Origin of the sequence: Nocardia sp. CDC159, assembly GCF_023740735.1 — a bacterium.
Classification (GTDB): domain Bacteria; phylum Actinomycetota; class Actinomycetes; order Mycobacteriales; family Mycobacteriaceae; genus Nocardia; species Nocardia pulmonis.
In genome coordinates this window covers 384615-397620 of the sequence record NZ_JAMRXH010000002.1, presented here as the reverse complement: position 1 = coordinate 397620, position 13006 = coordinate 384615, and the positions used below count along the sequence as shown (strand labels likewise).

15 protein-coding genes are annotated in these 13006 nt (G+C 68.0%); 4 read left to right on the top strand and 11 right to left on the bottom strand.

What is annotated here, in order from left to right; genetic code table 11:
• Window positions 1-51 precede the first annotated feature (51 nt).
• From hsaB to hsaA, 4 genes are read right to left on the bottom strand one after another with little or no spacing between them, the layout of a single operon-like run.
• Window positions 52-627: a 3-hydroxy-9,10-secoandrosta-1,3,5(10)-triene-9,17-dione monooxygenase reductase subunit gene (gene hsaB / locus NDR87_RS05605; RefSeq protein ID WP_251909868.1), complete on the bottom strand. Its 576-nt coding sequence runs from the start codon at window positions 625-627 to the stop codon at window positions 52-54.
• Between the two features lie 5 nt (window positions 628-632).
• Window positions 633-1541 (bottom strand): iron-dependent extradiol dioxygenase HsaC, encoded by a 909-nt coding sequence (gene hsaC / locus NDR87_RS05600; protein WP_251909869.1) that lies wholly within the window; start codon window positions 1539-1541, stop codon window positions 633-635.
• 3 nt (window positions 1542-1544) lie between these two features.
• Entirely contained in the window at window positions 1545-2420 is an 876-nt protein-coding gene (gene hsaD / locus NDR87_RS05595; RefSeq protein WP_251909870.1) for a 4,5:9,10-diseco-3-hydroxy-5,9,17-trioxoandrosta-1(10),2-diene-4-oate hydrolase, read from the bottom strand.
• Window positions 2420-3583: a 3-hydroxy-9,10-secoandrosta-1,3,5(10)-triene-9,17-dione monooxygenase oxygenase subunit gene (gene hsaA / locus NDR87_RS05590; protein ID WP_251909871.1), complete on the bottom strand. Its 1164-nt coding sequence runs from the start codon at window positions 3581-3583 to the stop codon at window positions 2420-2422. The genes hsaD and hsaA overlap by 1 nt, the downstream gene beginning before the upstream one ends.
• Before the next feature lie 203 nt (window positions 3584-3786).
• On the opposite strand from hsaA, the gene NDR87_RS05585 reads away from it, so the two are divergent.
• Both NDR87_RS05585 and NDR87_RS05580 read left to right on the top strand, forming a co-directional pair.
• A complete protein-coding gene (locus tag NDR87_RS05585; protein WP_251909872.1) occupies window positions 3787-5058 on the top strand; it encodes a Rieske 2Fe-2S domain-containing protein in 1272 nt (423 codons plus the stop codon).
• Window positions 5058-5378, top strand: a complete 321-nt coding sequence (locus tag NDR87_RS05580; protein WP_251909873.1) for a hypothetical protein — start codon at window positions 5058-5060, stop codon at window positions 5376-5378. Before NDR87_RS05585 ends, NDR87_RS05580 begins: the two co-directional genes overlap by 1 nt.
• Window positions 5379-5448: 70 nt before the next feature.
• Here NDR87_RS05580 and NDR87_RS05575 read toward each other — a convergent pair whose 3' ends face one another.
• The 3 genes from NDR87_RS05575 to NDR87_RS05565 all read right to left on the bottom strand — a co-directional run bounded on the left by NDR87_RS05575 (window position 5449) and on the right by NDR87_RS05565 (window position 7395).
• A complete protein-coding gene (locus NDR87_RS05575) occupies window positions 5449-5856 on the bottom strand; it encodes a cupin domain-containing protein (RefSeq protein WP_251909874.1) in 408 nt (135 codons plus the stop codon).
• 23 nt (window positions 5857-5879) lie between these two features.
• Window positions 5880-6680: an SDR family oxidoreductase gene (locus NDR87_RS05570; RefSeq protein ID WP_251909875.1), complete on the bottom strand. Its 801-nt coding sequence runs from the start codon at window positions 6678-6680 to the stop codon at window positions 5880-5882.
• A 67-nt stretch (window positions 6681-6747) separates the two neighbouring features.
• Window positions 6748-7395, bottom strand: a complete 648-nt coding sequence (locus NDR87_RS05565; RefSeq protein WP_251909876.1) for a TetR/AcrR family transcriptional regulator — start codon at window positions 7393-7395, stop codon at window positions 6748-6750.
• A 158-nt stretch (window positions 7396-7553) separates the two neighbouring features.
• Between NDR87_RS05565 and NDR87_RS05560 the strand changes: the two genes are divergently transcribed.
• Window positions 7554-8297 carry a Sir2 family NAD-dependent protein deacetylase gene (locus tag NDR87_RS05560; protein ID WP_251909877.1) on the top strand — a complete coding sequence of 248 codons (744 nt, stop codon included), beginning with the start codon at window positions 7554-7556 and terminating at the stop codon, window positions 8295-8297.
• Window positions 8298-8300: 3 nt separating this feature from the next.
• Here the strand turns inward: NDR87_RS05560 and NDR87_RS05555 are convergent, their stop codons facing one another.
• Together NDR87_RS05555 and NDR87_RS05550 are read right to left on the bottom strand one after the other, a co-directional pair.
• Window positions 8301-8495: a Txe/YoeB family addiction module toxin gene (locus NDR87_RS05555; RefSeq protein WP_372494083.1), complete on the bottom strand. Its 195-nt coding sequence runs from the start codon at window positions 8493-8495 to the stop codon at window positions 8301-8303.
• A 32-nt stretch (window positions 8496-8527) separates the two neighbouring features.
• Complete coding sequence (locus tag NDR87_RS05550) at window positions 8528-9280, bottom strand: DUF427 domain-containing protein (RefSeq protein WP_251909879.1); 753 nt, start codon at window positions 9278-9280, stop codon at window positions 8528-8530.
• An 82-nt stretch (window positions 9281-9362) separates the two neighbouring features.
• Between NDR87_RS05550 and NDR87_RS05545 the strand changes: the two genes are divergently transcribed.
• Entirely contained in the window at window positions 9363-10760 is a 1398-nt protein-coding gene (locus tag NDR87_RS05545; RefSeq protein ID WP_251909880.1) for an amino acid permease, read from the top strand.
• Window positions 10761-10847: 87 nt separating this feature from the next.
• Here NDR87_RS05545 and NDR87_RS05540 read toward each other — a convergent pair whose 3' ends face one another.
• A complete protein-coding gene (locus tag NDR87_RS05540; protein ID WP_251909881.1) occupies window positions 10848-11900 on the bottom strand; it encodes an acyl-CoA dehydrogenase family protein in 1053 nt (350 codons plus the stop codon).
• An 82-nt stretch (window positions 11901-11982) separates the two neighbouring features.
• Window positions 11983-12987 (bottom strand): acyl-CoA dehydrogenase family protein, encoded by a 1005-nt coding sequence (locus NDR87_RS05535; RefSeq protein ID WP_251909882.1) that lies wholly within the window; start codon window positions 12985-12987, stop codon window positions 11983-11985.
• Between the last annotated feature and the right edge of the window lie 19 nt (window positions 12988-13006).

Below are 13006 nucleotides of genomic sequence, written 5' to 3'. Positions count from 1 at the left end.
AGGGGGCAGCGTGTGCCGAGCTTTACCTCGGCCGAGACTCGACGTAGGTGCCTAGAGCCAGGTGTCCTGGGTGGTGGTGGTGAGGAAGTGCTCCAGGTCGGCGCGCCAGGGGGCCGGGGTAGTCTTGTCGGGTTCGATGGCGGTGTATTGGCCTCGGTAGAACAGGAGGGGTCTGCCGGAGGGGGTGGATTCGGAGAGGGACAGGACTCGGCCGATCACTATGTGGTGGTCGCCGCCGTCGACCACGGTGGTCACCGTGCACTCGATCGTGGCCAGGGCGTTGTCCAGGAGGGGGAGTTTCAGGGGTGAAGGCCGCCAGGGGATTTCGGCGAATTTATCGGGGTCGCGGGAGCCGAAGCGGGCGCAGAGCTCGCGCTGGTCCTCGGCCAGGACGTTCACGCAGAAGCGGCCCGCCCGTTCGATGGCCGTCCAGGTGCGGGAGCCCTTGGTGGGGCAGAACAGGACCAGGGGTGGGTCCAGGGAGAGGGCGGCGAACGACTGGCAGGCGAATCCGGCGGGGGCGCCCTCCGGGTCGAGGGTGGTGATCACCGTGATGCCGGTGCAGAACTGGCCCAGCACATTTCGGAACCGGCGGGGGTCGATCTCCGGCAAGCCGTCCGTCGTCATCTCGTTCACCCCTGTTGCCGGAACTGGATGCTGAAGTCGTGGCCCCACAGGCTGACCGCGGTGGACTCCCGGGCGATCCAGTTGTCGTCCTCGACTTCCAGCCCCTCGCAACCAAATTCGATATCGAAGCCGCCGGGGGTCTTCATGTAGAACGACAGCATCTTGTCGTTGATGTGGCGGCCCAGGGTGGCCGACATCTTGACCTTGCGGCGCAGGGCGCGATCCAGGCACAGCCCGACATCGTCGGAGTTCTCCACCTCGACCATGAGATGCACGATGCCGGTGGGATTGGGCAGCGGCAGGAACGCCAGCGCATGATGGCGCGGATTGCAGCCGTAGAACCGCAGCCAGGCGGGTTCGCCGTCGGCGGGGCGGCCCACCATCTGGGGCGGCAGCCGCATCGAATCGCGCAGCCGGAAGCCGAGCACATCCTGGTAGAACGCCTGGGCCGCGGCATCGTCGGTGCACGTCAGCACCACATGGCCCAGGCCCTGCTCGGCGGTGACGAACTTGTGCCCGTAGGGGCTGACGAACCGCCGCGCGACGTACTGCGCCCCGTGGAAGGCCTCCAGTGCGTTGCCGTCCGGATCCTCGAACCGGATGAACGCCTCGACGCGACGCTCCGCGACCTCCTCCTTCGTGCCCTCCTTGTACGACACCCCCGCCGCCGACAACCGCTCCCGAAGCCGTTGCAGCGCAGGAGCATCGGCGACCTCCCAGCCCGAGACCTGCAGCCGGTCGGTCGCGCCCGGCACGATGACCAGGCGCGCCGGGAACTCGTCCATGCGCAGATACAGCGCCCCCGGATCGGGCCCGTCACCCTCCATCATGCCGAGCACCTTGGTCCCGTACTCCCGCCACGCCGGGACGTCGGTCGCTTCGATACGCATATAGCCGAGAGCTCGAATACTCATGTCCTACTTCTCCTTCGGCGACAGGAAGTCGGTCGCCAGCCGGTTGAATTCCGCGAACTTCTCCAGTTGCGCCCAGTGTCCGCACCCGCCGAACACATGCAACTGCGCCCGCGGGATCGTCTTGAGCGCCACCAGCGCACCGTCGAGCGGATTCACCCGATCCTCGCGTCCCCAGACGAGCAGCACCGGCTGCCGCAGCCGATACGCCTCGCGCCAGAGCATGCCCTTCTCGAAATCCGCACCCGCGAAGGACTTTCCCATGGCGCGGGTGGCCGCCAGCGCCTCGGGCGTGGACGCCGAGGCGAAGCGCTCCTCGATCAGCTCGGGAGTGATCAGCGACTGATCGAACACCATGATCCGCAGGAAGTTCTCGATGTTCTCCCGGGTCGGCTCGACATTGAACCGCCCCAGCGCCTTGACGCCCTCGGTCGGATCGGGCGCGAACAGATTGGTGCTCAGTCCGCCGGGCCCCATCAGCACCAGCTTGCCCGCGCGATCGGGATGGTCCAGCGCGAAGCGCACCGCGGTCCCGCCGCCGAGCGAATTGCCCAGCAGGTGAACGCGATCGGTGATTCCCAGGGTGTCCAGCAGCTCCTTCAGTGCCGACGAGCTGTGCACGAAGTACTGCGGGTGCTCGGTCGGCTTGTCGGACAACCCGAATCCGGGTTGATCCACGGCCAGCACATGAAAATTCTCGGCCAGCACCGGAATGTTGCGGGCGAAATTGGACCAGGAGGAGGCGCCGGGCCCGCCGCCGTGCAGCAGCACGATCGTCGGCCCGTTGCCCACGCCCGCCTCGTGATAGTGCAGCCGCAGATCCGGCCGGACCTGGGCGTAGCGGGAGGTGGATTGGAAGGTCAGCTCCGCGGTGGAGGTCATCACACCATCCCGTCGGTGACCGGCAGCCCGAAGGCATGCGTGCCGTACATGGCGTAGGCGCGCTCGGGATCGTTGGCGGCGTGCACCCGTCCGGCGTGCGCATCGCGCCAGAACCGTTGCAGCGGAGTGTCGTTGGCGAGCGCGGTCGCGCCGGAGCTCTCGAACAGCTTGTCGATCGAGGCGATCGCGCGCCCGGTCGCGCGCACCTGATCGCGCCGGGCCCGCACCCGCAGCTCGAACGGAATCTCCCGGCCCGCCACGAGACAGGCGTACTCGTCGGCCACATTGCCCGACAGCTGCCGCCAGGCGGCATCGATATCGCTGGCCGCCTCGGCGATGCGCACCTTGGCGAACGGATCGTCCTTGGCCTTCTCCCCGGCGTAGGCCGCGCGAATGCGCCTGCCCTGATGCTCGATGTGCGCGTCCAGCGCGCCGTAGGCCATGCCCACGATCGGCGCGGAGATGGTGGTGGGATGGATGGTGCCCCAGGGCATCTTGTACAGCGGGTCGGTATTCTGTTGCAGGCCGGGCGATTGCAGCTCGTTCATGGTCTTGTAGGACAGGAACCGATGCCGCGGCACGAAGACGTCCTTCACCACGAGCGTGTTGGAACCGGTGCCCCGCAGGCCCACCACATTCCACACGTCATCGATCCGGTACTCCGAGCGCGGAATCAGGAAGCTGCCGAAGTCGACCGGCTTACCGTCCTTGATCACCGGCCCGCCGACGAAGGTCCAGTCGGCGTGGTCGCAGCCCGACGACCAGTTCCACGACCCGTTGACGAGATAACCGCCGTCGGTCACCACACCCGCGCCCATCGGCGCGTACGAGGAGCCGATCCGGACCTCGGTGTCCTCGCCCCAGACCTCCTCCTGGGCCCGCTGATCGAACAGCGCGATATGCCAGTTGTGAATGCCGATGATGCCCGCGACCCAGCCGGTGGAACCGCACGCGCTGGCGATCTTGCGGACGGTGTCGTAGAAGACGACCGGATCGGCCGCCAGGCCGCCCCACTGACGCGGCTGCACGAGCCGGAAGAACCCGGTCGCCTGCAGCGCCTTCATCGTCTCGTCGGGGATGCGGCGCAGATCCTCTGCCTCCTGTGCGCGCTCGCGCAGCATCGGCAACAGCGCATCGACCCGCTCTGTTACTTCTCGCGTCATCTCGGGGGCTGCTCCTGCCTGGTCGATTCGGACCGGGTACCAAGTCGTACTGACACTGAGACTAGAACACGTTCCTATTACCTGTCGAGAACGGGTATCGGTCACCGGGTGTCGAGCGCCTTTGCCTGGTAGTCAAGGCAATAGCTGGCGCCCGGTCGGACAATTTTGTAACGTGTTCTAGGACTTCCAGAGGAGGGATCACCATGGCGGAAAGCGCGCCGCGGCCGAGCGACGGGCCCGGAGGCGGCAGCCTGCGTAACCACGGAGGGACCCGGGAGGGCGCGAATCGGGTACAGCCGCGCGGCGGGAAGGTCCGTGAGATCGATGTCGGGTCCACGCCCACGCGGTACGCGCGGGGCTGGCATTGCCTGGGCCTGGCCGCATCGTTCCGGGACGGCAAGCCGCATGCCGTGCAGGCGTTCGGCACCAAGCTGGTCGTGTGGGCGGACAGCAAGGGGGAACTGCGGGTGCTCGATGCCTATTGCAGGCATCTGGGCGGCGACCTGAGCATGGGCGAGATCAAGGGCGATTCGATCGCCTGCCCGTTCCACGACTGGCGCTGGGGCGGTAACGGCCGCTGCACCGAGATTCCGTACGCCCGCCGGGTGCCGCCGCTGGCGCGCACCCGTTCCTGGACCACCCTTGAGCGCAACGGCCAGCTGTTCGTCTGGCACGACCACGAGGGCAATCCGCCGCCGGACGAGGTCACGATTCCCTACATCGAGGGCCCCTACACCGACGCCGATGGCAACGACAGCGAAAGCCTTGCCGGCGGCTGGACCGAGTGGACCTGGAATTCGCTGCTGATCGAGGGCGCCAACTGCCGTGAGATCATCGACAACGTGGTCGACATGGCCCACTTCTTCTATATCCACTTCGCGTACCCGACCTACTTCAAGAACGTCTTCGAGGGCCATATCGCCACCCAGTACCTGGAGACGAAGAACCGCCCCGATGTGGGCATGGGCACGCAATACGGTGAGACGCTGCTGAAGTCGGTGGCCGCGTATTACGGCCCGTCCTACATGATCAACCCGCTGCACAACTTCTACGGCGGATTCGAGGTCCGCAGCGTCCTGATCAACTGCCACTATCCGGTGACGCAGGATTCGTTCGTGCTGCAGTGGGGCATCTCGCTGGAGAAGCCCAAGGGCATCGACGACGAGGCGTCGAAGAAGCTGGCCGCCAAGATGACCGAGGGCATCAGCGTCGGCTTCCTGCAGGACGTGGAGATCTGGAAGCACAAGTCCAAGATCGACAATCCGCTGCTGTGCGAGGAGGACGGTCCGGTCTATCAGCTGCGCCGCTGGTACGACCAGTTCTACGTCGACGTCGCCGATATCGATCCGAAGTCGGTGCAGCGCTTCGAATTCGAGGTCGACACGACCAAGGCGAACGAGGCGTGGGAGGCCGAGGTGGCGGAGAATCTGCGCCGCAGGCGGGAAGCGGAAGCCCAGCAGGAGGCGAACGCCTGATGACCAGGTGGGCGAAGGCGCCGAATTTCGCGGATCGTCCGGAACGGCTCGCGCAGGTGCGCGCCCAGACGGTCGTGGACCGGCAGCGCTATCTCGAGGACGGGATGACCCCGCTCGGGTGCGCCACCTGTGGCACCCGGGTGCTGGTGCGCAAGGCCAGTTCCCATCAGCAGTCGGTGCAGTGGACGGTGGATCCGGCCGCCCACTGTCCCGTCTTCCGGGAGCTGGGTGGCGGTCCCGGCCGCCCCGACTCCTGCCCGAATCTCGAACGCGCCATCGAGCACGCGGTGGCCGAGGGGATGCTGCGGATCGAGGAATGATCGGGCCTACGGGCAGGCCCGCGGCCGACCCGGTGCCGGTGGGGTCTGGCGTCCCCGTCGCGCCGCGGGATCAGTCCAAACGAAAATCGGCGAAATCGAAGCCGGGCGAGACGATGCAGCTCACCAGGACGTATTCCGCCCCGGCCGGATGCGCCCACTGGCTGACACCGCCGGGGACGACCGCCTGCAGCAGCTGACCGTGTTCGACATCCGGGCCGAGGATGATCTCCTCGCCGCCGATGTTCAGCGCCAGCGGGCCGCCGCGGTGCCACAGCCACAGCTCGTCGGAGCGCACCGTATGGGGTGCGGACTTCTCGCCGGGCAGCAGCAGGAAGTAGATCGCGGTCGCCGCGGAGCGCGGTCCCGAATAGCCCTCGGGCTCGAATTCGACCGGACTGCGCCAGGTTTCGCGATACCAACCGCCCTCCGGGTGGGGTCGCAGGTCGAGCGCGGCGGCGAGCCTGGGGCGATCGGACATGACTTCTCCTGCGGGTCGGGGCGTCACTTCAGGCCGTGGGCGGCGGCCACGATCCGCTGCATGACGGGCAGCGGCAGCAGCCGCCGCAGGGCGAACAGCAGCGGGGCCCGGCTGCCGACCGCGACGAACGGCTGGGGTGATTCGATCACCCGGACGATCCGGTCCGCCACCTTTTCCGCCGAAATCCCCTTGGCCTCACTGCGTTCCAGCGCGGTGAGCACGGTATCCAGTTCGGCGCGATAGGGGGAGTTCGCGTCGATGTGAATCGAACGCCGCGTGCTGATGCCGGTGTCGATGGAGCCGGGTTCGACGGTGGTGACCGCGATTCCGAACGGGGACACCTCCCGGCGCATGGCATCGGCGAAGCCGCGCAGTGCCGCCTTCGTCGCCACATAGGAGGATCGGTACGCCAGCGGAAAGCTCGCCAGCATCGAACCGATCATGATGATGTGGCCGCGCCCGCGGGCACGCATCCCGGGCAGCACCAGCTGCGTCAGCCGCACCTGTCCGAAGACGTTGACCTGGAACAGCTTTGCGATCGCCTCGATCGGCAGTTCCTCGAACGGCCCGGCCTGGCTTTCCCCGGCATTGTTGATCAGCACGTCGATCTCGCCCAGTTCGGCGGCGAAGGTCTCGATGGCGGCCGGATCGGCCAGATCCAGCGCCCGGTACTCCACCCCTGGGACCCGATTCGCATCGGCCATGGCGTCGGGCTTGCGGCTGGTACCGATCACGCGATAACCGCGGGCGGCCAGGGCGGCGGCGGTCGCCGCGCCGATGCCGGAGGAGGCGCCGGTGATCAGGGCGGTGCGGGGGGTCGTCACGATGTGCTCCTGGGGAGAGGGCTGCCGAAGAATTCGCCACGCAGCCAGGCCATTTCGGCGGGGAACATCAGCACGGCTCGCTGTAGGCCAGCACCACGTGGTGGAACAGGTCCACGCGCTGTTCGAGGGCCACCGTGCTGTCCGGCTCGAGCAGGCACTGGGTCGCGGTGCCGTCGTGCACGGCCACCAGCGCCCGGCCCAGCGCCGCGGGATCGGTGACGCGGCGGCCGACCAGCCGCAGCAGCCCTTCGATCAGTGGCAGCAGGGCCGCGATGATGGCCTCCTCGCGGGCGGCCATCGTCCGGCGCAGGCCGGGATTGCGCAGCGCGTGCGCGGTGAATTCGTAGGTGATGCGAATCCAGCGGTCGTCCAGCGGGACCGCGCGCAGCACCCATTCCACGCCATGGCGCAGGTCGGTCACCGCGGCGGCGGGGGCCTCCTCGAGCAGCGCGGTGACCTCGCGCAGCATGTGCTGCGAGCGCTGTTCCCACATGGTCAGGAACAGTTCCTCCAGCGAGGTGAAGTTGGAGTAGAACGCTCCGCGGGTGAAACCGGCGCGCTCGCAGATCTGCTCCACGGTGCACCGGCCGAAGCCCTCGGCGGCGAAGGCGTCGAAGGCGGCGTTCAGCAGGCGCTGCCGCGTCTCGGCGCGGCGGCGGGTCATACGCATGCCGCGCTGCGCGATCGGCTGATCGGCCTCGGTGGACGTCGCCATGCGCAAGTCCTCTCCGTCGGTGATCGGATACGTGAGCGTATCAGCTCCGGTTGGGCTAAATCCGTGGATGTTCTCAGCGAGACCATCGCGGCCGTGCGCACCGGCAACCCCGCATCCGGGCTGTTCGTGCGGCACGCACCGTGGCCTAACCTGGGGACATGACCACAGGTTGGCGTCAGCGTTCCGGCCCGATCGGCGTGCTCACCGGGGCCGGAATCTCCACCGACTCCGGCATTCCCGACTTTCGCGGCCCGCGCGGCGTGTGGACCAAGGATCCGATCGCCGAACTGCTGTCCACCTATCAGAACTATGTCGCCGATCCGGAGTTGCGGCAGCGCGCCTGGCTGGCCCGTCGCGACAATCCGGCCTGGCAGGCCCGGCCCAACGACGCGCATCGCGCGCTGGCCCGGTTGGCGCAGCGGCGCGAGGTGCGCATCGTCACCCAGAACATCGACCGCCTGCACCAGCGCGCGGGCTCGCCGGAGGAGTCGGTGGTCGAAATCCACGGCAATATGTTCGACGTCGTCTGCATCGGCTGCGACTACACCTCGACCATGGCCGCCACCCTCGACCGCGTCGCCGCCGGTGAGCCCGACCCGCCCTGCCCCACCTGCGGCGGCATCCTCAAGGCCGCCACCATCATGTTCGGCCAGCAGCTGAACCCCGAATCCGTCTGGGCCGCACAGCAAATCGCCGAATCCAGCGCCCTCTTCCTCGCCATCGGCACCTCCCTGCAGGTCGAACCCGCCGCCTCCCTCTGCGCCGTGGCCGTCGAATCCGGCGCCGACCTGATCATCGTCAACGCCGACCCCACCCCCTACGACCGCTACGCCACCGAACTCATCCGCGACCCCATCGGCACCGCCCTCCCGAAACTGGTCGACGAGCTCCTCTCGTCCTGAACGCTATTCGTAGTGTCCGCCACACGCGATCGCGATCACGCTCGAGTCATCGGCCCGATACACGATGCGATGTTCGTGGTCGATACGACGTGACCACCATCCGGATAGGTTCTGCCGCAACGGTTCCGGCTTACCGATGCCCTCGGCGTTGCCGTGGCGGCGGATATCCTCGATCAGCCGGTTGAGCTTTCGGAGCATGGCTCGATCCTGGGCCGGCTCGTTGTCGACGGTCAATTGAACGGCGACCTCGGGCGCGCCTGCAGTTCGCCGTCCACGTACAGATCAACCTTCTCGTTGTAGAAGCAGACCAGGCCCGCGATCTTCTGGCTTTCCGGGAGGGGAGTGCGGTAGAGCCAGACCAGGTCGGGGTAGACGGCGTCGCCGAGGCGGATGTTGAAGTATTCGGCGGTGCCCTTGTAGGGGCAGCTGGTTCGGGTGGGGGAGGGGGTGAGCAGGTCCATGCGGACGTCGGTCATGGGGAGGTAGTAGCGGGGTGGGAGGCCGGTTTCGAAGAGGATGTGGGGGGCATGGGATTCGGCGACGGTGTGGCCGGTGACGGCCACTCGCACGTGGCGGGAGCTGGTGAGGACGTCGACTCGGGTGTAGGGATTGCGGGGGTGGACGTAGATGGGCTCGTCCTCCTCGAACCATTCGTCCATCTGGTCCCAGTCGAGGCGGACGAGGTCGCGCAGCTCGGGGATGGGGGAATCCGGATAGCGCAGGGCCGCGGCGGATTTCGTGACGCCGTCGACCACGACGTCGTACTGCACGCCCTCGCCGCGGCTGGGCGAGTGGCGAGTGGAGCCGGACGGCTCCAATTTGGCGTGCAGATCCGCGACCGGTACGTAGTAGGTGGGGTAGTGGGGGCTCTCCCACACCAGCATCGGCGTGGTGGTGTCGGCCACCAGGTGACCTTCGACATACGTCCGGACCCGCTTCGGGCTGGGTTCGACCCGGACCCGCCCCCGATTCGTTTCGGTCATACCACCCGAAGGTACTCCGGGGCGGTGAACGGGAGCTGGCTACGCTGTGACGGCAACTCCGGGGCGAATAGAAGGTAAAGCGATGACGAAGACGACCGGCGCGGTGCGCGAGGGTCTGCGCACCGGCCTGCGGCGTCGGCATATGACGATGCTCGCGATCGGCGGCGCGGTGGGCGCCGGGCTGTTCGTGGGCAGCGGCTCGGTGATCAAAACCGCCGGTCCGGCGGCGGTGGTGTCCTATGCGGCCGCGGGGGCGCTGGTGCTGTTCGTGCTGCGGGCGCTCGGCGAGATGGTGGTGGCCCGTCCGGTCGCGGGCTCGCTGGCCGAATACGCGCGCATGGCGCTCGGGCCGTTCGCCGGATTCACCGTCGGGTGGCTCTACTGGTACATGTACGTCGTACTCGTCGGCGCGGAGGCGACCGCGGGCGCGGCCATCCTCGGGCAGTGGATCGACCTGCCCGCCTGGATGCTCTCGGCCGCACTGCTGATCGTGATGACCGCCGTCAATCTGATCTCGGTGCGCTCGTTCGGCGAGTTCGAATTCTGGTTCGCCTCCATCAAGGTGGCCGCGATCGTGGTGTTCCTCGTTCTCGGGACGCTGTACATCCTCGGCTGGTGGCCGGATGGTGACGGCGGCCTCGGCAATCTGACCGCGTACGGCGGATTCGTGCCCAATGGTGCCACCGGCCTGCTGTCGGCGATTGTGGTCGTGATCTTCGCCTTCGGCGGCACCGAGATCGTCACCCTGGCCGCGGCCGAGAGCGCCGAACCCGGCAAGGCGGTGGCCCGCGCGACCAGCAATGTGCTGTGGCGGGTCGGCCTGTTCTACGTGGCGTCGATCTTCTTGGTCGTGACGATCCTGCCCTGGAACGACGCCAAGGTGCTGACCAGCCCGTTCGTCAGCGCGCTGGACAAGATGGGCGTTGCGGCGGCCGGAACGATCATGCAGGTGGTCATCCTGACCGCGGTGCTGTCGGTGCTGAACTCGGCCATCTACGTGACCTCGCGCATGCTCTACGTCCTCACCCGCGACGGCGACGCCCCGGCCCGGCTGGTGAAACTCAACCGCCGCGGCGTCCCCGCCCGCGCGGTCCTGCTGGGAACCGTCGCCGCCTGGGGCGCGGTGATCGCGTCCTACGTCTCGCCGGACCGCGTCTTCACCTTCCTGGTGAATTCGATCGGCGTGCTGCTGGCCTTCATGTATCTGGCGATCATGTTCTCGCAGTTGCGGTTACGGGCCAAGCTGCAGCGGGAGGATCCGCGGGCGCTGACCTTCCGGATGTGGGGCTACCCGTATCTGAGCTGGCTGGTGATCGTCGCACTGATCGTGGTGCTGATCTCGGCGGCGGTGATGCCGTCGCTGCGGCCGCAGTTGATCGCGTCGACGGTCAGCCTGTTGGTGGTGGCGGCGATGTATCCGTTGCGGGTGAAATTCGGAAAGATCGCACCGGTGCGTGAGGTGCATACGTTGGAGCGCTGATCGGCCGAGTTTCGGTAGCGCTCGATCGGCGCTTTCCCAATCCATCGGGAGCCTCGGTGAACTTTTCGATCGAGGATCACCACCCCTTCACGCCGGGCGGGCCAGCGGGCGTGCCGGGGTGCCGAACAGGTAGGCGTCGGCGTGGGCGCGTTTGAAGTACAGGTGGGCGTCGTGCTCCCAGGTGATGGCGATGCCGCCGTGCAGCTGAACCGTTTCGGCGGCCACTGCGGACAAGGTCTGCGAGCAGTGGATGCGGGCCGCGGCCAGATCCAGTGTGGCGGAGGGGCTTTCGGTGGAGAGGGCCGTGATTGCGGTGTGTGCCGCCGAACGCGCGGATTCGACCAGCACGTACATGTCGGCCATGCGGTGTTTGAGGGCTTGGAAGCTGCCGATGGGGCGGCCGAACTGGACGCGGGATTTGGTGTACTCCACCGTCATGGCCAGGCAGTGGTCGGCCGCGCCGACCTGTTCGGCGGCGAGTGCGGCCCAGGCGAGCTCGCGCAGCCGGGACACCGTTCGCGCAGTGCCGCCGAGGGGGCGGGCGGGTGCGTCGGTGAAGGTGATCCGCGACAGGCGTCGGGTCGGATCCATCGTCGGGGATACGGTCCGCGCCACTTGCGGTGCGGCGGCGTCGATTTCGAACAGACCCTCGGGGGTTACCACGATGAGTGTGTCCGCCGTCGAGCCATCGAGTACGTAATGGGCCGTGCCGCTCAGCCTTTCGTCGACCACCCGGACACCCGGCTCGTCCCAGCCGCGCTCACCAGCCCAGCACAGGGCCAGGGTGCGTGCACCCTCGGCCACCTCGGGCAACAACCGGCCGCAGGCTTCCCCGTCGCCGGACGACAGCACCGCCCGCACGCCCAGCACGGCCGACCCGAGCATCGGTGGCGCGTGCAGCGTGCGGCCCAACTCCTCGACCACCACCAAGGCGGCCTCGAGTCCGGCGCCGATCCCGCCGTACTCCTCGGGCACGGCCAGCGCGGCCACACCGACCTGCTCGCACAGCAGCGTCCACAGCTGCTCGTCGTAGCCGGTCTCGCTCTCGAGCGCCCGCCGCAGGACCTCGCGATCGCCATGTTTCGCGAGTACGGCCCGCACCGTGTCGGCGAGCTGTCCCAGCTCCGTGACGTCGCTCATTCCCGGGTTCCCCTCTCGCTGGCGCGGCGTCCGCGGCCCGTGCTCGACTCGTCGGTGATCGTGATGCCGCGCCGCGGGCCGCTCATCCGGACACCCCGGTCCCCGCACGCAGCGCGTCGGCGATCCGGGATCGGTGGAAATCGTTTGTGCCCCAAGCTGATCGCAGTGCGGTGACCTTCGTCAGCCACAGTGACAGGTCGTATTCGGCCGTATAGCCGATCGCGCCGTGTATCTGCAGCGCGGCGCGGGCGGACCGGTGGGCGGCGTCGGCGCAGGCGATCTTGGCGGCGGAGACGTCGCGGGCGCGATCGGGGGTATGCAGCGTCAGCGCGGCCCGGAACAGGAGCGGCTCGGCCATGTCGAGATCGATGAGCGCGTTCGCCAGCTGATGTTTGACGGCCTGGTACTGGCCGATCGGCCTGCCGAACTGATGACGCTGCTTGGCATAGGCCACCGTGGTGTCCAGCAGCGCCCGCCCCGCGCCCAGCAACTGTGCCGCCGTGGCCAGCGCGCCCGCGTCGAAGGCGGCCGCCAGCGCCGCGCGCACCGAATCACCCTCGGCCACCAGCTCGTCGGCGACCATGTCGAACAGCCGCCGGGCCGGATCGATCGAGCGCACCTGGTCGCCGCGATGGGCGGTGTAGAGCCGATCACCGTCGGCGAGCAGCGCCACCTCGGCGATATCGGCGTCCAGTGCGGGCAGCCCGGGTTCCAGCGCGAGGGTACCGAGCGCACGACCCTCGGCTAGGTAGCCCAGCCACTTCCGCGCCGAATCGCTCTCCGGAATACCTTGCAGCAGAGCCGGAATCACCGCCGCGGTCTCGATCAGCGGACCCGGTACCGCGGCGCGGCCGAACTCCCGCGCCGCGACCACCAGATCGATCGGTTCCGCGCCCAGCCCGCCGTACTCCTCGGCGATCGCCAGGCCCAGCGCGCCCGCGCCCGCGAGCTGGCGGATCAGGGCGCGCCCGCCGCGATGATCGCCGCCGCCCCAGGCCCGTACCAGGGCGGGCGTGCCCGCGGCATCGCAGATCTTGCGCAGGCTGGTGGCGAAGTCGCGCTGTTCGGGGGCTAATGCAAATCTCATCGACAATCCGTTCTGCGGG

Coding starts and splice junctions, on each gene's coding strand:
- hsaB (WP_251909868.1), bottom strand. CDS start 627: ATGACGACGGACGGCTTGCCGGAGATCGACCCCCGCCGGTTCCGAAAT.
- hsaC (WP_251909869.1), bottom strand. CDS start 1,541: ATGAGTATTCGAGCTCTCGGCTATATGCGTATCGAAGCGACCGACGTC.
- hsaD (WP_251909870.1), bottom strand. CDS start 2,420: ATGACCTCCACCGCGGAGCTGACCTTCCAATCCACCTCCCGCTACGCC.
- hsaA (WP_251909871.1), bottom strand. CDS start 3,583: ATGACGCGAGAAGTAACAGAGCGGGTCGATGCGCTGTTGCCGATGCTG.
- NDR87_RS05585 (WP_251909872.1), top strand. CDS start 3,787: ATGGCGGAAAGCGCGCCGCGGCCGAGCGACGGGCCCGGAGGCGGCAGC.
- NDR87_RS05580 (WP_251909873.1), top strand. CDS start 5,058: ATGACCAGGTGGGCGAAGGCGCCGAATTTCGCGGATCGTCCGGAACGG.
- NDR87_RS05575 (WP_251909874.1), bottom strand. CDS start 5,856: ATGTCCGATCGCCCCAGGCTCGCCGCCGCGCTCGACCTGCGACCCCAC.
- NDR87_RS05565 (WP_251909876.1), bottom strand. CDS start 7,395: ATGGCGACGTCCACCGAGGCCGATCAGCCGATCGCGCAGCGCGGCATG.
- NDR87_RS05560 (WP_251909877.1), top strand. CDS start 7,554: ATGACCACAGGTTGGCGTCAGCGTTCCGGCCCGATCGGCGTGCTCACC.
- NDR87_RS05555 (WP_372494083.1), bottom strand. CDS start 8,495: ATGCTCCGAAAGCTCAACCGGCTGATCGAGGATATCCGCCGCCACGGC.
- NDR87_RS05550 (WP_251909879.1), bottom strand. CDS start 9,280: ATGACCGAAACGAATCGGGGGCGGGTCCGGGTCGAACCCAGCCCGAAG.
- NDR87_RS05545 (WP_251909880.1), top strand. CDS start 9,363: ATGACGAAGACGACCGGCGCGGTGCGCGAGGGTCTGCGCACCGGCCTG.
- NDR87_RS05540 (WP_251909881.1), bottom strand. CDS start 11,900: ATGAGCGACGTCACGGAGCTGGGACAGCTCGCCGACACGGTGCGGGCC.
- NDR87_RS05535 (WP_251909882.1), bottom strand. CDS start 12,987: ATGAGATTTGCATTAGCCCCCGAACAGCGCGACTTCGCCACCAGCCTG.